The organism is Streptomyces platensis, from assembly GCF_008704855.1.
Taxonomy (GTDB): Bacteria; Actinomycetota; Actinomycetes; order Streptomycetales; family Streptomycetaceae; genus Streptomyces; species Streptomyces platensis.
On sequence record NZ_CP023691.1, the window covers coordinates 6,648,477 to 6,670,482 of the forward strand.

16 protein-coding genes are annotated in these 22,006 nt (G+C 72.2%); 10 read left to right on the plus strand and 6 right to left on the minus strand.

Annotated features, from left to right (window positions below; translation table 11 throughout):
* The first annotated feature begins 18 nt into the window (after window positions 1–18).
* From CP981_RS29445 to CP981_RS29465, 5 genes are all read left to right on the plus strand, one after another.
* Window positions 19–1,695 (plus strand): 3' terminal RNA ribose 2'-O-methyltransferase Hen1, encoded by a 1,677-nt coding sequence (locus CP981_RS29445; protein WP_244329833.1) that lies wholly within the window; start codon window positions 19–21, stop codon window positions 1,693–1,695.
* Entirely contained in the window at window positions 1,692–4,526 is a 2,835-nt protein-coding gene (locus CP981_RS29450) for a polynucleotide kinase-phosphatase (protein WP_244329834.1), read from the plus strand. The genes CP981_RS29445 and CP981_RS29450 overlap by 4 nt, the downstream gene beginning before the upstream one ends.
* A gap of 224 nt (window positions 4,527–4,750) precedes the next feature.
* Complete coding sequence (locus tag CP981_RS29455; RefSeq protein WP_085926120.1) at window positions 4,751–5,986, plus strand: arginine deiminase; 1,236 nt, start codon at window positions 4,751–4,753, stop codon at window positions 5,984–5,986.
* Between the two features lie 135 nt (window positions 5,987–6,121).
* Window positions 6,122–7,126 (plus strand): ornithine carbamoyltransferase, encoded by a 1,005-nt coding sequence (gene argF, locus CP981_RS29460; protein WP_085926121.1) that lies wholly within the window; start codon window positions 6,122–6,124, stop codon window positions 7,124–7,126.
* Between the two features lie 202 nt (window positions 7,127–7,328).
* Window positions 7,329–8,828, plus strand: a complete 1,500-nt coding sequence (locus tag CP981_RS29465; RefSeq protein WP_085926149.1) for an amino acid permease — start codon at window positions 7,329–7,331, stop codon at window positions 8,826–8,828.
* Here the strand turns inward: CP981_RS29465 and CP981_RS39580 are convergent.
* The gene (locus CP981_RS39580; RefSeq protein WP_085926122.1) at window positions 8,797–9,549 is read right to left on the minus strand and encodes an ATP-binding protein; all 753 of its coding nucleotides are present in this window, start codon (window positions 9,547–9,549) and stop codon (window positions 8,797–8,799) included. The genes CP981_RS29465 and CP981_RS39580 overlap by 32 nt on opposite strands.
* Window positions 9,550–9,851: 302 nt before the next feature.
* Here CP981_RS39580 and CP981_RS29475 point away from each other — a divergent pair, with 302 nt between their 5' ends.
* The gene (locus CP981_RS29475; RefSeq protein ID WP_085926123.1) at window positions 9,852–10,679 is read left to right on the plus strand and encodes an enoyl-CoA hydratase family protein; all 828 of its coding nucleotides are present in this window, start codon (window positions 9,852–9,854) and stop codon (window positions 10,677–10,679) included.
* Window positions 10,680–10,681: 2 nt separating this feature from the next.
* Window positions 10,682–12,973 (plus strand): bifunctional salicylyl-CoA 5-hydroxylase/oxidoreductase, encoded by a 2,292-nt coding sequence (locus CP981_RS29480; RefSeq protein WP_085926124.1) that lies wholly within the window; start codon window positions 10,682–10,684, stop codon window positions 12,971–12,973.
* A 108-nt stretch (window positions 12,974–13,081) separates the two neighbouring features.
* Here CP981_RS29480 and CP981_RS29485 read toward each other — a convergent pair whose 3' ends face one another.
* Both CP981_RS29485 and CP981_RS29490 read right to left on the minus strand, forming a co-directional pair.
* Window positions 13,082–14,059, minus strand: coding sequence for a ScbA/BarX family gamma-butyrolactone biosynthesis protein (locus CP981_RS29485; protein WP_085926125.1), 978 nt, complete (start codon window positions 14,057–14,059; stop codon window positions 13,082–13,084).
* A 148-nt stretch (window positions 14,060–14,207) separates the two neighbouring features.
* Window positions 14,208–14,804, minus strand: a complete 597-nt coding sequence (locus tag CP981_RS29490) for a ScbR family autoregulator-binding transcription factor (protein ID WP_229893916.1) — start codon at window positions 14,802–14,804, stop codon at window positions 14,208–14,210.
* A 227-nt stretch (window positions 14,805–15,031) separates the two neighbouring features.
* On the opposite strand from CP981_RS29490, the gene CP981_RS29495 reads away from it, so the two are divergent.
* On the plus strand, window positions 15,032–16,060 hold the full coding sequence (locus tag CP981_RS29495) for an MDR family NADP-dependent oxidoreductase (protein WP_085926127.1): 1,029 nt from the start codon (window positions 15,032–15,034) through the stop codon (window positions 16,058–16,060).
* A gap of 32 nt (window positions 16,061–16,092) precedes the next feature.
* Here the strand turns inward: CP981_RS29495 and CP981_RS29500 are convergent, their stop codons facing one another.
* Window positions 16,093–16,725, minus strand: coding sequence for a TetR/AcrR family transcriptional regulator (locus CP981_RS29500; protein ID WP_085926128.1), 633 nt, complete (start codon window positions 16,723–16,725; stop codon window positions 16,093–16,095).
* A 451-nt stretch (window positions 16,726–17,176) separates the two neighbouring features.
* Here CP981_RS29500 and CP981_RS29505 point away from each other — a divergent pair, with 451 nt between their 5' ends.
* Complete coding sequence (locus CP981_RS29505) at window positions 17,177–17,941, plus strand: HAD family hydrolase (RefSeq protein WP_085926129.1); 765 nt, start codon at window positions 17,177–17,179, stop codon at window positions 17,939–17,941.
* Window positions 17,942–17,959: 18 nt separating this feature from the next.
* On the opposite strand, the gene CP981_RS29510 is transcribed toward CP981_RS29505, so the two are convergent.
* Both CP981_RS29510 and CP981_RS29515 read right to left on the minus strand, forming a co-directional pair.
* Complete coding sequence (locus tag CP981_RS29510) at window positions 17,960–18,811, minus strand: PaaX family transcriptional regulator (RefSeq protein ID WP_085926130.1); 852 nt, start codon at window positions 18,809–18,811, stop codon at window positions 17,960–17,962.
* Window positions 18,812–18,815: 4 nt separating this feature from the next.
* The gene (locus tag CP981_RS29515) at window positions 18,816–20,423 is read right to left on the minus strand and encodes an AMP-binding protein (protein WP_085926131.1); all 1,608 of its coding nucleotides are present in this window, start codon (window positions 20,421–20,423) and stop codon (window positions 18,816–18,818) included.
* A 438-nt stretch (window positions 20,424–20,861) separates the two neighbouring features.
* Between CP981_RS29515 and CP981_RS29525 the strand changes: the two genes are divergently transcribed.
* The gene (locus tag CP981_RS29525) at window positions 20,862–21,995 is read left to right on the plus strand and encodes an acyl-CoA dehydrogenase family protein (protein ID WP_085926132.1); all 1,134 of its coding nucleotides are present in this window, start codon (window positions 20,862–20,864) and stop codon (window positions 21,993–21,995) included.
* Window positions 21,996–22,006 lie beyond the last annotated feature (11 nt).

A 22,006-nucleotide genomic window follows, 5' to 3' on the forward strand; every position in this document is an offset into this window, starting at 1 on the left:
GCGGCAATACTCGGACGCGTGTTCCTGACGATAACCACCACCGGCAGCGCCGACCGTCCCGCGACCGACCTCGGCTTTCTGCTGCACAAGCATCCCGACAAGGCGCAGCGGTTCTCGACGTCGCAGGGCACCGCGCATGTCTTCTATCCGGAGGCCGACGCACAACGGTGCACCGCCGCACTGCTGCTGGAGGTCGATCCCATCGCCCTGGTGCGCAAGAGCCGCGGCAAGGGCCGGGGCGGCGCGCCGGATTCGGCGCTGGGCCAGTATGTGAACGACCGTCCGTACGCGGCCTCCTCGCTGTTGGCGGTGGCGCTGCGGACCGTCTTCGCCAGCGCGATGAAGGGGCAGTGCACGGCACGGCCCGAGCTGGCGGCGCAGGCGCTGCCGTTGCGTATCGAGGTGCCGGTGCTGCCCGCCCGGGGTGGCCCGGAGCTGGTGGACAAGCTGTTCCGGCCGCTGGGCTGGACGGTGCGGGCCGAGCCGGTACCGCTGGACGAGACGTTCCCGGAGTGGGGCGACTCGCGCTATGTACGGCTCGTGCTGGAAGGGGAGTGCCGGCTGGCCGAGGCGCTGCGGCATCTGTATGTGCTGCTGCCGGTGCTGGACGACGCCAAGCACTACTGGGTCGCGCCCGACGAGGTCGACAAGCTGCTGCGGGCCGGCGAGGGCTGGCTGGAGGGCCATCCGGAGCAGCGGGTGATCGTCGGCCGCTATCTCGCGCGGCGCTGGTCGCTGACGCGCCAGGCCATGGAGCGGCTGGAACTGGAGCGGCTGGCCGAGTCGGACGATGTGGCCGCGGAGGAGCTCGACAACGCCGTGGACGAGGAGGCGGACACCGAGGAGAAGCCGGTGCCGCTCGCCGTCCGGCGGCGGGAGGCGATCCTCGCGGTCCTGCGCTCTGCCCGGGCGGCGCGGGTGCTGGACCTGGGCTGCGGGCAGGGCCAGCTGGTCGGTGCGCTGCTCCAGGAGAGGCAGTTCACCGAGATCGTCGGCGTGGATGTGTCGATGCGGGCGCTGCACGAGGCGCGCCGCCGGCTGCGGCTGGACCGGATGTCCGAGCGGCAGTCGGAACGCGTACGGCTCGTACAGGGGTCGCTGGCGTACACCGACGGCCGGCTGAAGGGGTATGACGCGGCGGTGCTCAGCGAGGTCGTCGAGCATGTCGATCCGGCGCGGCTGCCGGCGCTGGAGTACGCGGTGTTCGGGTCGGCCAGGCCGCGCACGGTCGTGGTGACGACGCCGAACGTCGAGTACAACGTGCGCTGGGAGTCGCTGCCGGCCGGCCGGGTGCGGCATGCGGACCACCGCTTCGAGTGGACCCGGGAGGAGTTCCGGCAGTGGGCGCGCGAGGTCGCCGCCCGGCACGGCTACGAGGTGAGCTTCGGCCCGGTGGGCCCGGACGACCCCGAGGTCGGCCCGCCCACCCAGCTCGCGCACTTCCGCAGGGCCGGTGACGACAGCAGCGGCCCGGAAGGCAGTGGGAACAGCCGGCAAGGCCGAGACCCTGAAGGCAGTGGGAACAGCCGGCAAGGCCGAGACCCTGAAGGCAGTGGGAACAGCAGGGCAGACCGCGGCCCCGAGGGCGGCAGCCGGGAGGACCGGCAGTCCGAAGGCAGCGGGAGCGTCCGGGAAGACCGGGCGCCTGAAGGTGTCAGCAGTGCTTCGATGAGGGGGAAGGAGGTCGCGGCATGACGGACGACGACCGTACCGGGTACGGCGAGAAGAACGAGCACCCGCACGAGGGCCAGCAGGAGAGCGGGAGCGCGCAGGACAGCGGTCCCCGGCAGGGGAGCGGGGAGCCGCCGTCGCAGCCCCGGACCGAGCGGGCGCCGCGTACGCTCGCCGTGCCCGACCTCTCCCTCGTGGTGCTGATCGGAGCCACCGGCTCCGGCAAGTCCACCTTCGCCGCCCGGCACTTCCGGCCGACCGAGGTCCTCTCCTCCGACTTCTGCCGGGGGCTGGTCAGCGACGACGAGAACGACCAGAGCGCCAGCGGTGACGCCTTCGACGTCCTGCACTTCATCGCGGGCAAGCGGCTGGCCGCCGGGCGGCTGACGGTCGTGGACGCCACCAATGTGCAGTCCGAGGCGCGTACCCAGCTGGTGCGGCTGGCCCGGGAGCATGACGTCCTCCCGGTGGCGATCGTGCTGGACATGCCCGAGCAGGTCTGCGCCGCACGCAATGCGGCGCGCGCCGACCGGGCCGGGCTGCCCCGCCGGGTCATCCAGCGCCACCAGCGTGAACTCCGCCGTTCCCTGCGCCACTTGGAGCGGGAGGGCTTCCGCAAGGTGCACATCCTGCGCGGCCCGGAGGAGGTGGAGTCGGCCGAGGTCGTCACGGAGCGGCGGTTCAACGATCTGCGCCATCTCACCGGTCCGTTCGACATCATCGGGGACATCCACGGCTGCCGTTCCGAGCTGGAGACCCTGCTCGGCAGGCTGGGCTATGCGCTGGTGCGCGACGCGCTCGGCCGGCCGGTGGACGCGGTACACCCCCAGGGCCGTACGGCGGTCTTCGTCGGTGACCTCGTCGACCGCGGGCCGGACAGCCCCGGCGTGCTGCGACTGGTGATGGGCATGGTCGGGGCCGGGCATGCGCTGTGTGTGCCGGGCAACCACGAGAACAAGCTCGGCCGCTACCTCAAGGGCAGCAAGGTCCAGCACACCCATGGGCTCGCCGAGACCGTCGAGCAGCTGGAGAAGGAGGACGCGGCCTTCCGTACCGAGGTCGCGGAGTTCATCCGCGGCCTGGTCAGCCACTACGTCCTGGACGGTGGCGGCCTCGTGGTGTGCCACGCCGGGCTGCCGGAGAAATACCACGGCCGGACCTCGGGGCGGGTGCGCTCCTTCGCGCTGTACGGGGACACGACCGGCGAGACCGACGAGTTCGGCCTGCCGGTGCGCTACCCCTGGGCCGAGGACTACCGCGGCCGCGCCGCCGTCGTCTACGGCCACACCCCCACCCCGCGCGCCACCTGGCTCAACAACACCCTCTGCCTGGACACCGGCTGTGTCTTCGGCGGGGCGATGACCGCGCTGCGGTGGCCGGAGCGCGAGCTGGTGGACGTACCGGCCGAGCGGGTCTGGTACGAGCCCACGAAGCCGCTGGCGTCGGAGGCGCCCGGCGGGGCGGACGGCCGTCCGCTCGATCTGAACGATGTGGCCGGGCGGCGGATCGTGGAGACCCGGTACATGGGCCGCCTCGCGGTCAAGGAGGAGAACGCCGCGGCCGCGCTGGAGGTGATGAGCCGTTTCGCGATCGACCCGCGGCTGCTGCCGTACCTCCCGCCGACGATGGCGCCCTGCGCGACCTCGTCGGAGGAGGGGTACCTGGAGCACCCCGCGGAGGCGTTCGCCGGCTACCGGGCCGACGGCGTACGGGAAGTGGTGTGCGAGGAGAAGCACATGGGGTCCCGTGCGGTGGCGCTGGTGTGCCGTGACGAGACCGTGGCCGGTGAACTCCCCCATGGCCCTAACGGCATGGGAGGTACCCCCATCGGCGTGCCCAAGGGGGTCTCGGGCGCCCTGTACACCCGTACCGGCCGGCCGTTCTTCGACGACCCGGAGGTGACCGAGCGCCTGCTGCGGCGGGTCCGGGACTGCGCCGAGGAGGCCGGTCTGTGGGACGAGCTGGAGACCGACTGGCTGCTGCTGGACGCCGAGCTGATGCCCTGGTCCCTGAAGGCGACCGGTCTGCTGCGCAAGCAGTACGCGGCGGTGGGCGCGGCGTCCGGGGCGGCGTTCCCGGGCGTGCTCGGTGCGCTGGACGCGGCGGCCGCCCGCGGGGTCGAGGTGGCACCGCTGCGCGGCCGGCAGCAGGACCGGGCGGCGGACGCGGCCGCGTTCACCGAGGCGTACCGGCGCTACTGCTGGCGCGTCGGGGCGACAGCGGCGGACGACGAGGAGCCGCAGGTGCCGGGCGGCGGCGCCGGGCTCGGGGAGCTGGACGGTGTGCGGCTCGCACCGTTCCAGATCCTCGCGGTGCGGGGCCGCAGCCTCGCCGGACTGGCGCACACCGAGCAGCTCGCCCTGCTCGACCGGCTGATCGCGGCCGAGGGCGCGGTGGCGGCCCGGGACAGCGGGAGGGCCGGCGGCGCCACGGACCTGCCGGGGCTGCTCGCCACGACCCGGCGGATCCTGGTGGATACCGGGGACGAGACCTCGGTCGCCGCCGGTATCGCCTGGTGGCAGGAGCTGACCGCGGCCGGCGGCGAGGGCATGGTGGTCAAGCCGGTGCAGGCGCTGATCCGGCAGGCCGACGGCCGGCTCGTCCAGCCGGGCGTCAAGTGCCGTGGCCGCGAGTACCTGCGGATCATCTACGGGCCGGAGTACACCCGTCCGGAGAACCTCCGGCGGCTGCGCGTCCGGCACCTGGGCCACAAGCGCTCGCTGGCCCTGCGGGAGTACGCGCTCGGCCTGGAGGCGCTCGACCGGATGGCGGACGGCGAACCGCTGTGGCGGATCCATGAGGCGGTCTTCGCGGTGCTCGCCCTGGAGTCGGAGCCGGTGGACCCGCGGCTGTAGGCGGACTGGAGGGGAGGGAGGGAGAGTTCCTTCCCCTCCCGGCCCGTCGCAGACCGCCTGGATGCCGTGGCGGCGGAGAGCGGGTGGCCGGGCACGAGCCGCAGGCCCGGGAACACTCCTGGGGCCCACGTGACTGCCGGTGCTTTCGCGCAACTCCCGGGCCTGACCGGACCGACATCGCCCGACTCCCTCCGCAGAGCCGTCCGAGCGGCCAAGATGGGTGGATGGGATTCCAAGTCGACTCCGAGGCCGGGCGGCTGCGCCGGGTCATCCTGCACCGCCCCGATCTGGAGCTGAAGCGGCTCACGCCCTCGAACAAGGACGCCTTGCTCTTCGATGACGTCCTGTGGGTGCGCCGGGCGCGGGCCGAGCACGACGGTTTCGCGGATGTGCTCCGGGACCGGGGGGTGGAGGTGCACCTCTTCGGGGATCTGCTGGCCGAGAGCCTCCAGATCCCCGAGGCGCGGCGGCTCGTCCTCGACCGCGTCTTCGACGAGAAGGAATACGGGCCGCTGGCCACCGACCATTTGCGGGCCGCCTTCGACGAACTGCCCGTGCCGGAACTCGTCGAGGCGCTGGTAGGCGGCATGACCAAACGGGAGTTCCTGGAGCGGCACGCCGAGCCGACCTCCGTCCGCTTCCATGTGATGGACCTGGACGACTTCCTGCTGGGCCCGCTGCCCAACCACCTCTTCACCCGCGACACCTCCGCCTGGATCTACAACGGGGTGTCGATCAACTCGATGCGCTGGCCCGCCCGGCAGCGCGAGACCGTGCACTACGAGGCGATCTACCGGCACCATCCGCTCTTCCGCGGCGGGGACTTCCACGTCTGGTCGGAGGGGCAGGCGGATTACCCCTCGACGATCGAGGGCGGCGACGTCCTGGTGATGGGCAGTGGCGCGGTACTGATCGGGATGAGCGAACGGACCACGCCCCAGGCCGTCGAGCTGCTGGCGCGGGGGCTGTTCGCGGCGGGTTCGGCGCGCACGATCGTGGCCCTGGATATGCCGAAGCGCCGGGCGTTCATGCATCTGGATACCGTGATGACGATGATCGACGGAGATACCTTCACCCAGTACGAGGGCCTGGGGATGCTCCGCTCGTACACCATCGAGCCGGGCTCGGGGGATCAGGACCTCAAGGTCACCGACCATCCGCCGGAGCATATGCACCGCGCCATAGCGGCCTCGCTGGGGCTGGCGGACATCCGGGTGCTGACCGCGACCCAGGACGTGCACTCCGCCGAGCGGGAGCAGTGGGACGACGGCTGCAATGTGCTGGCGGTGGAGCCGGGCGTGGTGGTGGCGTACGAGCGGAACGTCACCACGAACACCTTCCTCCGCAAGCGCGGCATCGAGGTGATCACGATCCCGGGGAGCGAGCTGGGGCGCGGCCGCGGCGGGCCGCGCTGTATGAGCTGTCCGGTGGCGAGGGACGCGGTGTCGGGGGCAGCCTGAGCGTGCCGGGTACTCCGCCCGGGAGGAGGGGCCGGACCCGTACGGCAGCCGCCAGCCCGTATAGGGATGCGTGCGTGCGTATATAATTCCAGGGTCCGAGTCCGTCCCGACCGCCGCGAACCCAGGAGCCCACCCATGGCGATAGACCTCACGGGCCGCCACTTCCTCAAGGAGCTGGACTTCAGCGCCGAGGAATTCCGCCGACTGATCGACCTGGCGGCCGAGCTGAAAGCGGCCAAGCGCGCCGGCACCGAGGTCCCTCGTCTCCAGGGTAAGAACATCGCCCTGATCTTCGAGAAGACCTCGACCCGGACCCGCTGCTCCTTCGAGGTCGCCGCCGCGGACCAGGGTGCCTCCACCACCTATCTGGACCCGTCCGGCTCGCAGATCGGGCACAAGGAGTCGGTGAAGGACACCGCCCGGGTCCTGGGCCGGATGTTCGACGGTATCGAGTTCCGCGGCAGCCGGCAGTCCGACGTCGAGGAACTGGCCGCCCACGCCGGGGTGCCGGTCTTCAACGGGCTGACCGATGACTGGCACCCGACCCAGATGCTCGCCGACGTGCTGACGATGGTCGAGCACGGCCGGGGCCGCCCCCTGACGGAGACCGCCTTCGCCTACCTCGGCGACGCCCGGAACAACATGGGCAACTCCTACCTCGTCACCGGCGCCCTGCTCGGCATGGACGTACGGATCGTGGCGCCCGAGAAGCTGTGGCCCGAGGAGACGGTCATCGCCGAGGCGCAGCGGCTGGCCGACGCCTCCGGCGCCCGCATCACGCTCACCGAGGACGTGGCCGAGGGCGTGCGCGGCGCGGACTTCGTGACGACCGACGTCTGGGTCTCCATGGGCGAACCCAAGGAGGTCTGGGACGAGCGGATCGCGCTGCTCGTCCCGTACGCGGTGACCATGGACGTGCTGCGTGCCACCGGCAAGCCGGACGTGAAGTTCCTGCACTGCCTGCCCGCGTACCACGACCTGGGCACCGCGGTCGGCCGGGAGATCCACGCCCGGCACGGACTGTCGTCGCTGGAGGTCACCGACGAGGTCTTCGAGTCCGCGCACTCGGTCGTCTTCGACGAGGCGGAGAACCGGATGCACACCATCAAGGCGGTGTTGGTCGCCACGCTCGCCCGGTAGGGCCCGCGCGGGCGCGCACCGCACAAAACAGCCCACCGCATAGCCATACACGCAAACGGGCGATCATACGGTTTCGGCGGTTACCATCGATCCGCTCGCGGGGTTCGGACCCACCGGTCCGGACCCCGCTCCGTGTGTGGCCCCACCCCCGCCACGCGCGTCGCACCACCAGAGAGAGAACCACACCGTGCGCCCGCCCTTCCTGCGTCCGTCCGGACTGCGCATCAAATCGCCCGACCTCCTCATCGCCGAATCGGGCGCGGACCTCGAAGGCAACGGCCTCCGGCGCAGCATGGGGCTCTTCCAGCTCATCTGCTTCGGCATCGGCGCCATCGTCGGCACCGGTATCTTCGTCGGCCTGTCCGACACCGTCGCCGAGGCCGGTCCCGCCGTCCTCGTGTCCTTCGTCCTGGCGGCCGTCACCTGCGTCTTCACCGCCTTCTCCTTCGCGGAGCTGGGCGGCGCGATACCGGTGTCCGGCAGCGCCTACTCCTACGCCTACGCCACCCTCGGCGAGCGCCTCGCCTTCCTCGTCGGCTGGTGCCTGCTGCTCGAATACGGCATCTCGGTCTCGGCGGTCGCCGTCGGCTGGGGCCAGTACCTCAATGAGCTGCTCGGCAGCCTGACCGGCTGGCAGCTGCCAGCCGCGCTCTCCCAGCCCCCCGGCGACGGCGGCATCGTCAACATCCCGGCCGTCGTCGTGATGCTGCTCGCCGCGCTGCTGCTCGTCCGCGGCATCCGGGAGAGCGCCCGCGCGACCGCCGCGATGGCCGTGCTGAAGCTCGCGATCCTGGTCCTGTTCTGCGTGATCGGCTTCAGCGCCTTCCAGGCCGGCAACCTGTCACCGTTCGCCCCTGAGGGCGTCGCCGGCATCACCTCCGGTGCCTCGCTCGCGTTCTTCTCGTACATCGGCTTCGACGCGATCACCACGGCCGGTGAGGAGGCCAGGGACCCGCGGCGGAACATCCCCGTCGCGATCATGGTCTGCATCGGTGTGGTCACCGTCCTGTACTGCCTGGTCGCGCTCTCCGCCATCGGCGCGCTCTCCGCCGGCCAGGTCGGCGGCCGGCCCGCAGCACTGTCGCTGATCGTCAACCACGTCACCCACTCGACGCTCGGCGGCGGGGTGATCGCGTTCGGCGCCGTCGTCGCCATCGCCTCGGTCGTTCTCGCGGTCATGTACGGCCAGACCCGCATCCTGATGTCGATGGCGCGGGACGGGCTGGTCCCGCGGATCTTCGAGCGGGTCTCGCCCCGGACGTCCACGCCCGTCGCCAACACCTGGATCGTCACGGCCGTCTTCGCGGTGCCGGCCGCGGTCGTCCCGTTGGACGCGGTGATGAACCTGTCGACCATCGGGACGCTGGCGGTCATGGCGGTGGTCAACCTCAGCGTGATCATGCTCCGCCGCAACCGCCCCGATCTGCCGCGCCGCTTCCGCGTCCCGCTCTTCCCGGTCAGCCCGGTGCTCGGCATCGCCTTCTGCCTCTACCTGATCTACGGCACCGGTCCGGCGACCTGGCTCCAGTTCGCCGGGTTCCTGGTGGCCGGTGCGCTGGTCTACGCGTGCTACGGGCGCCGTCGCTCGCGGCTCGCGACGGGGGCGCAGGGCCCGGCGGCCGACGCCGATGCGGCCGACGCCGACGCGACCGGTGCTGACGCGGCCGCCGTCAGCGTCGGCGCCGCACCTCGGGAAGGGTGAACCAGACGGCCTTGCCGCGCGGCGTCGGACGACAGCCGGAGGCCGCGCTGAGGGACCGGATCAGCAGCAGACCACGCGGGGCCGGGGAGGGGGCGTCGGGGTAGGGGCCGGTGTCGGTGCCGTTCTCGGCAGTGGCGTCAGCGTCGGCGTCGGCATCAGTGTCGGCGTCGTCCGCGGAACGGGAGTCCGGGGAGCCGTCGGCGTAGGCGTCGCGATCGGCTTCCGGCTGCCCGCCGCCCTCGTCCGGTCCCTCGTCCCCACCAACGCCCGTCCCGGCGCCGTCTCCGGACCGCCCGGCCTCCTCCCCCCGCTGCATCGGGACCTGGCCGTCCGGCGCCCGGCCGGCTGACGGCCCGCCCAACGGACCGCCCGGCGGCCTCCCCGCCGCGCCGCCACCCGGTGCCCCCACCACCATCACCCCCGGCTCCCCCAGCGGGACCGGATCGCCCAGGCCCTCCACGAGCAGTGGGCTGTCGTCGTGTACCTCGATCCGGCAGCCCGTCGGCCGCTGTTCCACCACCAGCTCGATGGGGGCGGCGCCGCAGGTGTGCTTGAGCGCGTTGGTGACCAGCTCCGCGGTCAGGAGCTGAGCGGTGGTCCGGTCGGCCGTCACCCGGAGATCCTGCATGGCGGTCCGGACCATCGCACGGGCGATGGGGACGGCGGTCGCGCCGCGCGGCAGCGCGATGCGCCAGGTCGCAGGGGTGGGCGGTGCCAGCATGCGCGGTTCGTCCGTTCGTGAAGGGCCGGGTCGGCGGCCTGAGACCGGATCGGGCCTCTCCACCGTAGGAAGCGCGGCTGCGGGGAATCAGGGGCGAGCGGCCGGGGATCGGATGACCTACGTCATGCGGTGGCCGGGACCTTCGGCCGTTCACCCCGACGGCCGCGGCGGGTGGCGGGATGCCGTCGTCGCCCCGTGTCGTATCGCGTTTTCATGACGACAGTCATGAAGGGGTGATAACTTCGAGAGGCATCCGGAACAGCATCCACCGGCCGACCCGGCCAAAGGGGGCAGGCAGCCCGATGAGCCCGTTCGCAGGATCCGCCCGCAGTACCGAGACCTGGCAGCACCTTCGCGTGACGCGGCAGGACGGGGTCGCCACCGTCACCCTGGCGCGCCCGGACAAGCTCAACGCGCTCACCTTCGAGGCCTACGCCGACCTCCGCGACCTGCTCGCCGAGCTGTCCAGGGAGCGTTCCGTACGCGCCCTGGTGCTCGCGGGCGAGGGGCGCGGATTCTGCTCCGGCGGCGATGTCGAGGAGATCATCGGCGCCACCCTGGGCATGGACACCGCGCAGCTGCTGGACTTCAACCGGATGACCGGGCAGGTCGTCCGGGCGGTGCGGGAGTGCCCGTTCCCGGTGATCGCGGCGGTGCACGGGGTCGCGGCGGGTGCGGGCGCGGTGCTCGCGCTGGCCGCGGACTTTCGGGTCGCCGACCCGTCCGCCCGGTTCGCCTTCCTCTTCACCCGGGTCGGACTGTCCGGCGGTGACATGGGCGCGGCCTATCTCCTGCCCCGCGTCATCGGCCTCGGCCATGCCACCCGGCTGCTGATGCTCGGCGACACCGTCCGCGCACCGGAGGCCGAACGCCTCGGTCTGATCAGCGAGCTGGCCGAGGAGGGCCGGGCCGACGAGGCGGCCGCGGCGCTCGCCAAGCGGCTCGCCGAGGGGCCCGCGATGGCACACGCCCAGACCAAGGCGCTGCTCACCGCCGAGCTCGATATGCCGCTGGCCGCCGCCGTGGAGATGGACGCCGCCACCCAGGCGCTGCTGATGAACAGCGACGACTACGCGGAATTCCACGCCGCCTTCACGGAGAAGCGGGCCCCCAAGTGGCAGGGGAAATAGCCATGCGGGTCGCCGTCATCGGCGGCGGGCCGGGCGGACTGTACGCCGCGGTGCTGCTCAAGCGCCTCGACCCCGCCCGTGAGATCACCGTATGGGAGCGCAACGCACCCGAGGACACCTTCGGCTTCGGCGTCGTGCTCTCCGACGAGACCCTCGGCGGCATCGAGCACGCCGACCCGGAGGTCTACCGCGCCCTCCAGGCGGAGTTCGTCCGCTGGGACGACATCGACATCGTCCACCGGGGCCGCACCCTGACCTCCGGCGGACACGGCTTCGCGGCGCTCGGCCGGCGCCGGCTGCTGGCCGTGCTCCACCGGCGCTGCCGCGACCTCGGCATCGAGCTGCGTTTCCGCACCGAGGCCCCGCCCGCCGCCGAACTGGCCCGTGCCTACGACCTGGTGATCGCCGCCGACGGAGTGCACAGCGCCACCCGCACCGCGCACGCCGACGCCTTCCGCCCGCGGCTGACCACCCACCACTGCCGCTACATCTGGCTCGCCGCCGACTTCGCCTTCGACTCCTTCCGCTTCGAGATCGCGGAGACCGAGCACGGCGTCGTCCAGCTCCACGCCTACCCCTTCGACCGGCCGGAGGGCCCGGCGGACGGCGCCAGCACGGTCATCGTCGAGATGCGCGAGGAGGTCTGGCGGTCGGCCGGGCTCGACCGCTGCGACGAGCGCGAGTCGGCCGAGTGGTGCGCCAAGGTCTTCACCGACGCCCTGCGCGGCCGGCCGCTGCGCGGCAACAACTCCAGCTGGACCGCCTTCCGTACGGTCGTCAACGACCGCTGGTCACACGGCAACACCGTGCTGCTCGGCGATGCCGCGCACACCGCGCACTTCTCCATCGGCTCCGGCACCAAGCTCGCCGTCGAGGACGCCCTGGCGCTGGCGGCCTGTCTTGAGGAGCAGCCCGACACGGCCCGCGCGCTGGCCGCGTACGAGGAGGAGCGCCGCCCCGTCGTCGCCTCCACCCAGCGTGCGGCCCGCGCGAGCCTCGCCTGGTTCGAGGAGCTGGCCACCTATCTCGACCAGCCACCGCACCAGTTCGCCTTCAACCTCCTCACCCGCAGCCGCCGCGTCACCCATGACAATCTGCGGCTCCGCGACCCCGGATTCGTCGCGGCCGTCGAGGACGAGGCGGGCACCCCGCCCGGCACCCCCCCGATGTTCCTGCCGTTCCGGCTGGGTGAGCTGACCCTGCGCAACCGCGTCGTGGTCTCCCCGATGGACATGTACTCCGCCGCGGACAACAACGGCACCCCCGGCGACTTCCACCTCGTCCACCTCGGCGCCCGCGCGCTGGGCGGGGCCGGACTGGTGATGACGGAGATGGTGTGCGTCAGCCCCGAGGGGCGGATCACGCCGGGCTGTACGGGGCTGTACGCGCCGGAGCACGAGACGGCCTGGCGCCGGGTCACCGACTTCGTGCACACCTCCGCCCCCGGCACCGCCATCGGCGTCCAGCTCGGCCACTCCGGCCGCAAGGGCTCCACCCGGCTGATGTGGGACGGCATCGACCAGCCGCTCCCGGAGGGCAACTGGCCCCTCGTGGCGCCCTCGGCGCTGCCCTACCGCCCGGGCGTCAACCAGACCCCGCACGCCCTGACCGAACCCGAACTCGCCACCCTCCGTGAGCAGTTCGTCCGCGCTGCCGAGTCCGCCGCCCGGGCCGGCTTCGACCTGCTCGAACTCCACTGCGCCCACGGCTATCTGCTCTCCGGCTTCCTTTCCCCGCTCACCAACCACCGCACCGACGCCTACGGCGGCGATCTCACCGGCCGGCTGCGCTTCCCGCTGGAGGTCTTCGACGCGGTCCGTGCCGTCTGGCCGGCCGGACGCCCGATGACGGTCCGGATCTCCGCGACCGACTGGGCGGATGGCGGCACCACCGCGGCGGACGCGGTGGCGATGGCGCAGGCCTTCGCCGCCCACGGCGCCGACGCCATCGATGTGTCCACCGGGCAGGTGGTGCCCGACGAGCGCCCCGACTTCGGCCGCTCCTACCAGACCCCGTTCGCCGACCGCATCCGCAACGCCCTCGGCGTGCCGGTCATCGCGGTCGGCGCCATCTCCTCCTGGGACGACGTCAACTCCCTGGTACTGGCCGGACGTACGGACCTGTGCGCGCTGGCCAGACCGCATCTGTACGACCCGCACTGGACCCTGCACGCCGCCGCCGAGCAGGGCTACGCGGGTCCTGGCGCGCCCTGGCCGCTGCCCTACCAGGCGGGCAGCCGCACTCCGCCCACCGGACGCCTGGACGCGCCGAAGCCCCGCCTCACGCTGCGGTGACGGGGAGGCACGGGCAGCGGGGCGGGGCCGATGGCGGGGCCGGTCCGGAAGGACGTCGGCGGGCCGGGCGGGCCGGCGGAGCACGCAGTCAGCGGACCGGCGGGCCGGTCAGGGCGTCGGTACGCAGCTGACCTGCGCCGAGACGACCGGCTGGCCGTGCTGTTCGACGGCGACCTCGACCTGGTGGCGGTCGTCGTCGCCCCGGCCGGTGGTGCGCGCCTGCACCCAGGTCGGCGCGTCGAGTTCGGCGTAGCGCGAGAAGGAGCACTCCATCGAGACCGGCAGCGTGACGCCGGGCGTGGCGGCCTGCGCGGCCTGCCGGGCGGCCTCGACCATCAGCATGCCGGGGGCGTGGTCCACGGGGTGGTCGAAGAGAACCGGGTGCGAGGTGTCCACCCGCAGTTGCCAGCGGTCGGGGCGGTCGGTGGGGGAGAGCACCACATCGCGGTCGTGTTCCCGGGCGACCAGCTGCGGGCTCACGGCCTCGGGCAGCGGAAGTGTCCGGGAGTTGGCGAGCGCCAGATCGCCGTATTCGCCGCGCAGCCGTCGGTAGACGGCCGGGCTGTGACAGGAGTAGTCGAGCGTCGCGGAGGCCAGCTCGGCGCCGTCGCACCGGATCTGGAACTCCTGGAGGGCGCTGACCAGCCGCTTGCCACGGTGGACCATGTCGCGGTCGGTGATGTGCAGTTCGATCTCGGCGGGGTGCTGCGCGGTGCGCAGTGCCTGCGGCGCGAGGTCGTAGCGGACCCGCTGCCAGATGATCGGGTGGTCGAGCGGCACCCGGTGCGCGACATGGCTCAGTAATATCCCGGCCTGCCGCACCGTCTCTATCAGCAGGATCGGGTCGTGCATCCCGTGGAGCGGCCCGTAGAAGGTGTGGGCGCGCGGCCACTGGGCGCTGACCACCCAGGTGTCCGCGCCGCCTTGCCGCCAGTTCGTCAGGAACACCTCGGACAACGCGTTGCGGTGGACATACTCACGCGGCACGGTCGTGGTGAGCGACGACGGTCGGATTCCGTCGGCGGACTCGCCTCCGACTTCGTGGCGCTGATCGCGCAAGTACGGCGTGAGCGTGGCGCTGGCCATAGGTGGTTCCTTTCTGTGGTGCGGCTCTCAGCGCCCTGACGGGCTGAGGCTTGGTCATGGCCCAAACACACTAAGATACGGACCATGTGGTTTGTTTTCCAGAGCCGGGGCGGAGCCGTCAGCTCCGCCCGGGCGGTGGCCCGGGGCGTCAGACCGGGATGGTGACGCAGCGGCCGTGCGGATCCAGATGACTCAGCGCACCGGGCGACGCGAGACCCGGAAGCGTGTGCTTCCACAGGGCCGTGACCCGCTCCGGGAGATCGGCGCGGTTGGTCGCGGCGCGCGAGAACAACTGCACGCCCATGTACGCGGCGACGAAGAACTCGGCCGCCCGGTCCGGTGCCACACCGGGCAGTAATTCCCCGTTGTCCCGGGCCTCGGTGAACATCGTGGTGATGATGTCGGTCCACGCCTGGTACGGCACCAGCGGATCCTCGCTGAAGGTCGTCTCCACCGCGATCCGCGTGCCGGCCTGGAGCAACGGGTCGCTCCGCAGGGCCAGTGCCACCTGGTGGGTGAAGTCGATCGCGTCCTGGAGCCGGGACTCACTGACTTGTGGCAGAAACGGATCGGTCTGCTCCGTTATGACCGCGCGGGCCAGTGCGTCCTTGGACGTGAAGTGGAAGTACACCGCTCCCTTGGTGACCCCGGCGCGCTGGATGATCTCGGCCATCGTGGCGGCCTGGTACCCGCGGGTGCCGATGACATGAGCCGCTGCTTCGAGGACGGCGCGTCGGGTGCGCACTGCGCGTTCCTGCTTGACCACCGATCATCCTCCGTATGCTCTCTTGGAGTTGTTGTGCCTGAGTGCGACCCGCTGCCCGTGGCCGCGCAGTCTATTTCCGCATCATAAAGAAGCCAACCATGCGGTATTGAATTTGCGCCCGGTCCGGAGGCGGGCCTCTCTGACGTGAACCGGTGCCGTCCTCGGGGGCGGCGCCATCGAGTGCCACGAGCGCGAGGAGCTGTCCGATGTCCCCCACCGTCGTCCCCGCCATACCCGCCGTGCACCGCGAGGTCCGGCTCGCCTCCCAGGTCGAAGGCGAGCTGACGGCACGCCACTTCACGATCGCCGAGGTCCCCGTGCCCGAGCCGCGCGCGGGGGAGGTGCTGGTGCGCAACCGCGTGATGGCGGTGACCGCGGTGATGCGGTCGCAGATGACCGGAATCCGGCTGCCGATGCCCTCATTCGTACCGGGCAAGGCGCTGTGGGGAGCGGCGGTCGGCGAGGTGGTGGCGGCGCCCGGAGGCGGCTTCACCCCCGGCGAACTGGTTCATCACCCCTGCGGATGGCGGGAGTTCGCGGTGGTCGACGAGTCGCGCGTACGGAGCCTCGGCCCGGACGCGCTGCCGACCGCCGCCGCGCATCTGTCGCAGGGCGCGACCGCCTGGGGTGCCTTGCGCCGGGCCGCCGAGGTCAGGCCGGGGGACACCGTGTTCATCAGTGGTGCGGCGGGCGGCGTGGGCAGCATGGCCGGGCAGCTCGCGCGGCGGCTGGGAGCCGGGCGGGTGGTCGGCAGCACCGGCTCGGAGCGCAAGGCCGCGCGGCTGCGCGCCGAGCTGGGCTACGACGACACGGTCGTGCGCGGTGCCGGGCCGATCGAGCGGCAGCTGCGGCGGGCCGCGCCGGGCGGTATCGATGTGCTGCTGGACACCGTGGGCGGCGAACAGCTGACGGCGGCGCTCGCGGTGGCCCGCCCCGATGCGCGGTTCGTGCTGGTCGGCGCGCTCTCCAGCCAGTTGGGCGGGGACCGCGGCGAAATTGCCCCGGTGGAGCTGGACCCGGGGCTGATCATCACCCGGCGGGTGACCCTGCGCGGGTTCGGGCTGTATGCCCATCCGGACCTGCCGCAGGAGTGGACGAAGGAGTTCGGCCAGGGCCTGCGGGAGGGCACGCTGGTCTTCCCGCATGCCCTTCTGAAGGGTATCGAGCAGGCGCCGCAGGCGCTGCGCGAACTGACGCAGGGTCGTCATATCGGGGCCGTGCTGGTCGAGTTGTGAGGCCGGGGCATGCGGAACGGGGCGGGCCGGGGTCAGCCGGCCGCCGGAAGCTGCGCCGGAGCCGGGACGGCGGCCGGGATCCGGCCCGGTGCGGCCGGCAGCAGCGCCCACAGGTCGACGATGCCCTCGTGGTCCCACCACGTCCCGTCCTCACTGCCCAGATGCAGCAGACCGACCACGATCGAGGTCAACAGCTGGGCCGTACGCCGCGGTTCGGTGTCCGTCGCATGCGGCCCGGCCGGCCCGCCGGTCCCACAGGTCACCGCTTTGTCGAGAAACAGCGCATACCAGCGCTGCTCCAGGGCGTAGATACCGAGCCCCGGCGCGGTCTCCGGCCGCAGCTGCAAGCCGGCGCGGAGCACCGCGTCCGACTCCACCCGGCCGAACAGCGCGGTGGTGAAGTCCCGTACGGCGATGGTCAGTGGCTGCGTCGAGCGGGTGAAGGTGTCCTCGAGCTCCTGTAGGGCCTCCAGCGCCGCGTCCCGTACCGCGAGCGTGAGGTCGTCCTTCGACGTGAAGTGGAAGTAGAGCGCTCCCTTGCTCAGCCGGGCCCGCCGGCTGATCTCGACCATGCCCGCTGCGGGAACCCCCTTCTCCAGGAAGGTCTCTGCGGCCGAGCGGATGAGTGCCTGGCGGCTCTGGATGGCGCGATGCTGGGTGGGCACGGTGTCCGTCCCGTCTCTAGTACGGCTGCGAGCTCATTGCAGTCTACATAGAAAACCAACCATGCGGTTCGATATGCTTCACCGGATTGGCCGGAACTAGCGGGCTCTGACGCGAAGGTGACGATCTTTCGCTCGATCCGGCGCTCGGCGCCTCCCGGGGGGCATGCGCTCCCAGTCTGGCTGCGCAAAGGGGTGTTGTCGACCCGTCAGGGGACACGGGGATGCATTGACAAACAGCGCAGGCGGTTTTTAAATCTCCGAAGGCGGTAAACGGGACGTTCCCTTCCGATGCGCCGCCTCGACGGTTGCGTGCCGCCCCGGACGGCGGTGCGCCATGGCGAGACCGCCGCTGCCGAAACCAGTCATCGACCGCAGGCCGCCCCATCAGCCGAGCCAGCAACGTCACCCGAGCCCCTGCACCCCCCATCGCAATCCGGAAAGGTCTCCAGCCATGCGCGTAGCAACGGAAGTCGGCGAACGTCCCGTAAGAGGTGTACGGGGCGCCGGAGGTGAGACGATCCGGGCCGCCGTCTTCGACCTGGACGGAACCCTCGCCAACACCCTCCCCGCGATCAGCAAACTGCTGATCAAGGTGGCTTCGGAGCAGGGATGTTCGGTGACCGCACGGCAGGCGGCCGCCGCGATCGGCAAGCCTCCCGGCCCCGCCTTCGGCCGGCTGCTGGGCAGGCCTGAGGACGACAGCCGGGTGCAGGCGGCGATCTCCCGCTACCGCGAACTGTTCGCCTACGAAGTGCTGTGCCTGGGGCCGCAGCTGCTCTTCCCGGGCGTGACCGCGGGGCTGTCCGCACTGCGCGCCCACGGGGTCGAGCTGGCCGTCGCCACGTCCAAGACCACCCGCAGCGCGGAGGCGCTGCTCGACGTCATGGGCATCCGCGACCTGGTCGGCCCGGTCATCGGCCAGGACATGGTCCGGCGCGGCAAACCGCACCCGGAGATGGTGCTGCGGGCGGCCGGCCGGCTCGGTGTCGCGGCCTGGCAGAGCGCGTATGTGGGGGACACGGTGGGGGACATGAGGATGGCGGTCACCGCGCGCATGGAGCCGGTCGCGGTGACCTACGGGGTCGGCACGTTCGGCGAGCTCGCCGGGGTCGCCGGCACCCGGATGTGCGGCTCCTTCAAGGACGTGGTCTCCGTGATCGCCGCCGCCCGGCCGCGCTCGGGCGTCAAGGTGGGGGCCCAGCCGCGGCGCCGCTGAGGCCGGTGCGCGGGGCCGCTACGCCCCGGTCATCGCCTCGTGCGCGTAGGGGGCCCCGGCGTCCCGGAGTTTGGCGTGCAGCCGGCCGAACACGTCCGCCGCGCGGCCGCCCGGCCAGTCCTCAGGCAGGAGGGGAGAGGGCAGTCCGGGATCCGCGTACGGCAGCCGGCGCCAGGCGTCCAGTGCCAGCAGATAGTCGCGGTAGGCCGCTTCGGGGGGCACCGAGCGGCGCCGCGACCAGCGCTGGAGGACCGGCTCCTGCGCGTCGAGGAAGGCGCGGTGCTGGGCGGCGATGGCGTCCAGGTCCCACCAGCGGGCGACCGCGTCGGCCGTGGGGGCGAAGCCGGCGTGCGTACCGGTGAACAGGTCGACGTACGGGTCCAGTTGCAGCCGCTCCAGGGTGTGCCGGGTCTCCTCGTAGAGCTGTGCGGGGGCGATCCACACACCCGGCGCGGCGGTGCCGAAGCCGAGCCGGGCCAGCCGGGAGCGCAGCAGATGGCGCTTGTGCCGCTCCTCCTCGGGGACGGAGAAGACGGCCAGTACCCAGCCGTCGGACAGCCGCGCGGCCGGCCGGCCGAAGATCCGGCGGTCGCCGTCGTCCAGCAGCTGGCGGGCCGCGTCGGACAGCCCGTACGCGGCGGCGCCGGTGGCTGTCCGGGCGGGGGTCAGCAGCTCCCGCCGCTTGAGCCGGGAGACCGCGGAGCGCACCGACGGCGGATCGACCCCGAGCGCACCGAGCAGCCGGATCAGGGCGGCCACCGGCACCGGGGCGGCCGGGCCGCCCGGGGCGCCGGGCTCGCCACGTCCGTAGGCGCCGTAGAACGTGACGATCAGGGACCGTGGGGTGCGCTGCGTGTGCGGGTCGTTCACCGGGTCACTCTAGATCGGGTTCCCGCAGCCGGAAACGCTGGAGCTTGCCGGTCGGGGTGCGCGGCAGCGAGGTGTGGAAGACGATCTCGCGCGGGCATTTGTAGGGCGCGATGCGGGTCTTGGTGAAGGCGCGCAGCGCGGCGACGGTCTCGTCGGCCCGGGGGACGCCGTCCCGCAGCACGACATGGGCGACGACCACCTGTCCGCGGTCCTCGTCGGGCCGGCCGACCACCGCCGCCTCGGTCACATCGGGGTGCCGCAGCAGCGCGTCCTCCACCTCGGGGCCCGCGATGTTGTACCCGGCCGAGATGATCATGTCGTCCGCGCGGGCCACATAGCGGAAGTAGCCGTCGGGCTCGCGGACATAGGTGTCGCCGGTGAGGTTCCACCCGTCCCGTACGTACTCCGTCTGCCGGGTGTCCGCGAGATAGCGGCAGCCGGTCGGCCCGCGAACCGCCAGCAGCCCCGGCGCGCCGTCCGGCAGCGGTGCCCCGTCCGGGCCCACCACCCGCGCCTGGAAGCCGGGGACCGGCAGTCCCGTCATCCCGGGGCGGATCGCGTCGTCGGCGGCCGCGATGAAGATGTGCAGCAGCTCGGTGGCGCCGATCCCGTTGATGATCCGCAGCCCGGTCGCCTCGTGCCAGGCCTGCCAGGTCGCGGCCGGCAGATTCTCCCCGGCCGACACGCACCGGCGCAGCGAGGACACATCGTGCCCGGCGAGCTCGGGCAGCATCGCGCGATAGGCGGTCGGCGCGGTGAACAGCACCGAGATCCGGTGTGCCGCGATATCGCCGAGCAGCTGCCTCGGCCCGCCCCAGTCGGCGAGAAAGGCCGACGCGCCCGCCCGCAGCGGGAAGATGACCAGTCCGCCGAGGCCGAAGGTGAAACCGAGCGGCGGACTGCCGGCGAACACATCGTCCGGCTCCGGGCGCAGCACCTGCGCCGAGAAGGTGTCCGCGATGGCGAGCACATCGCGGTGGAAGTGCATACAGCCCTTGGGGCGCCCGGTGGTGCCCGAGGTGAAGGCGATCAGCGCGACATCGTCGGCGGAGGTCGCCACGGCCGGGTAGGGGGCGCCGCCCGGCCGGGCGAGCTGCCGCAGATCGTCCGGACCGTCCCCGCCGAACGTGGTGATCCGCAGCCCCGGGACCTCGGCCTTGGCGAGATCGTCGACGACCCGTGCCTCGCACAGCGCGAACCGGACCTGCGCGATCGCACAGATCGTGGCGAGCTCGTCGGGGCGCTGGGCGGCCAGCACCGTCACCGCGACCGCCCCCGCTTTCATCACGGCGAGCCAGCAGGCGGCCAGCCAGGGCGTGGTGGGGCCGCGCAGCAGGACGCGGTTGCCCGGCCGCACTCCCAGCCGGTCGGTGAGCGCATGGGCGATGGCGTCCACCTGGGCGCGCAGCTGACCGTACGTCCAGACCGGGCCGCTCGCGTCGCGCACCGCGGGCCGGTCGGCACCGAGCCGGGCGATGGTGCCGTCCAGCAGCTCGGCGCCGCAGTTCAGCCGGTTGGGATAGCCCAGATCGGTGAGGTGCGGCCACTGGTCGTGGGGCGGCAGCCGGTCGCGCGCGAAGGTGTCGGTATGGGCCGAGGACCGTAGCTCCATGACGGGTGCCCCCTAGGGTCTGTCGTTCGGATCAGGCCGGGCTCGCGGGGTCTGGTACGCACTCCCCCACGCCTGAACGGCGCGGGGGGACCCCCAACCGCGTTGTCGTCACTCTTCCCCAAGCTCTCGACTTCGCTCGAGCAGGGGAGACCCCACCCGCTCCGCGTCGACTCCCTCCTCCGCCTTGCAGCTGCACGTACCAGACCCCGCTCCCTGATCCGGCCTGATCCAAACGACAGACCCTAGGGCGTGGGGCCGACGGGCGGCCGGGGGCGGAATGGAAGACGGTGGAGGCCGGTGTGGGAACCGGTCGGGGACTGCTCGGTTTGCTGCGCGTTCCGCGGTCGGGGACTGCCGTTCGGATCCGTCGTCAGCGTAACGTGTTCGTGACGGCAGTCAACAGACCGCGATAGAGGACCGCTACCAGGGAGCCGCCTCGTGACCGTATTCGCGCTGGGACCGGACGAGCAGGAATGGTGCGCCGAATTGCGCGCGCTGACCGCCGAACGGCTGAGTCCGCTGGCCGAGAAGGGCGAGGAGGGCCGGGTCAACCGCCCGCTGATCGCCGCCCTCGGTGAACTGGGCCTGCTGCGCCGTCTGTTCCCCGCCGACGGCGCGCTGCGCGCCCTGGACCTGTGTCTGCTGCGGGAATCCCTCGCCCAGGAGTGCACGGAGGCGGAGACCGCGCTGGCACTCCAGGGCCTGGGGGCCTATCCGGTGGTGCAGTCCGGGACCGCGGACCAGCGGGCCCGCTGGCTGCCGGAGGTGGCCGCCGGCCGGGCGGTCGCGGCCTTCGCGCTGAGCGAGCCGGGCGCGGGCTCGGACGCCGCCGCGCTGTCCCTGGCCGCCGAGCCGGACGGCGTGGACGGCTGGCGGCTCACCGGCGAGAAGTGCTGGATCTCCAACGCCCCCGAGGCCGACTTCGCCACCGTCTTCGCCCGTACGGGCGGCGCGGCGGGGGCACGCGGGGTCACCGCCTTCCTCGTCCCCGCCGACCGCCCAGGCCTGACCGGCGAGCACCTGGACATGCTCAGCCCGCATCCGATCGGCACGCTGGTGTTCGACGGCACGCCGGTGACCAGGGCGGATGTGCTGGGCGAGGTGGACGGCGGATTCGCCGTCGCGATGGCCACGCTGAATCTCTTCCGGCCGAGCGTCGGCGCCTTCGCGGTCGGTATGGCGCAGGCCGCGCTGGACGCCGCGCTGGCGCATGCGAGCACCCGCACCGCGTTCGGCGGCCCCCTCAAGGACCTCCAGTCCGTCGGCCACCAGCTCGCCGAGATGGCCACCCGGGTCGAGTCCGCCCGCCTCCTGGTCTACGCGGCGGCCTCCGCGTACGACACCGGGGCCCCGGACCTCGCCCGGCGCTCGGCCATGGCCAAGCTACTGGCGACGGAGACCGCGCAATACGTCGTCGATGCCGCCGTGCAGATCCACGGCGCCCGCGCGCTGCGCCGCGGCCATCTGCTGGAGCACCTCTACCGCGAGGTCCGGGCGCCGCGCATCTACGAGGGCGCCACGGAGGTGCAGCGCTCGATCATCGCCAAGGAGCTGTACCGGTCGCGGACCTGAAGTCCGCGACC

Excerpts from the sequence above, each read along its gene's own strand:
- CP981_RS29450 (WP_244329834.1), top strand. The coding sequence starts at position 1,692 with ATGACGGACGACGACCGTACCGGGTACGGCGAGAAGAACGAGCACCCG.
- CP981_RS29455 (WP_085926120.1), top strand. The coding sequence starts at position 4,751 with ATGGGATTCCAAGTCGACTCCGAGGCCGGGCGGCTGCGCCGGGTCATC.
- argF (WP_085926121.1), top strand. The coding sequence starts at position 6,122 with ATGGCGATAGACCTCACGGGCCGCCACTTCCTCAAGGAGCTGGACTTC.
- CP981_RS39580 (WP_085926122.1), bottom strand. The coding sequence starts at position 9,549 with ATGCTGGCACCGCCCACCCCTGCGACCTGGCGCATCGCGCTGCCGCGC.
- CP981_RS29475 (WP_085926123.1), top strand. The coding sequence starts at position 9,852 with ATGAGCCCGTTCGCAGGATCCGCCCGCAGTACCGAGACCTGGCAGCAC.
- CP981_RS29480 (WP_085926124.1), top strand. The coding sequence starts at position 10,682 with ATGCGGGTCGCCGTCATCGGCGGCGGGCCGGGCGGACTGTACGCCGCG.
- CP981_RS29485 (WP_085926125.1), bottom strand. The coding sequence starts at position 14,059 with ATGGCCAGCGCCACGCTCACGCCGTACTTGCGCGATCAGCGCCACGAA.
- CP981_RS29495 (WP_085926127.1), top strand. The coding sequence starts at position 15,032 with ATGTCCCCCACCGTCGTCCCCGCCATACCCGCCGTGCACCGCGAGGTC.
- CP981_RS29505 (WP_085926129.1), top strand. The coding sequence starts at position 17,177 with ATGCGCGTAGCAACGGAAGTCGGCGAACGTCCCGTAAGAGGTGTACGG.
- CP981_RS29515 (WP_085926131.1), bottom strand. The coding sequence starts at position 20,423 with ATGGAGCTACGGTCCTCGGCCCATACCGACACCTTCGCGCGCGACCGG.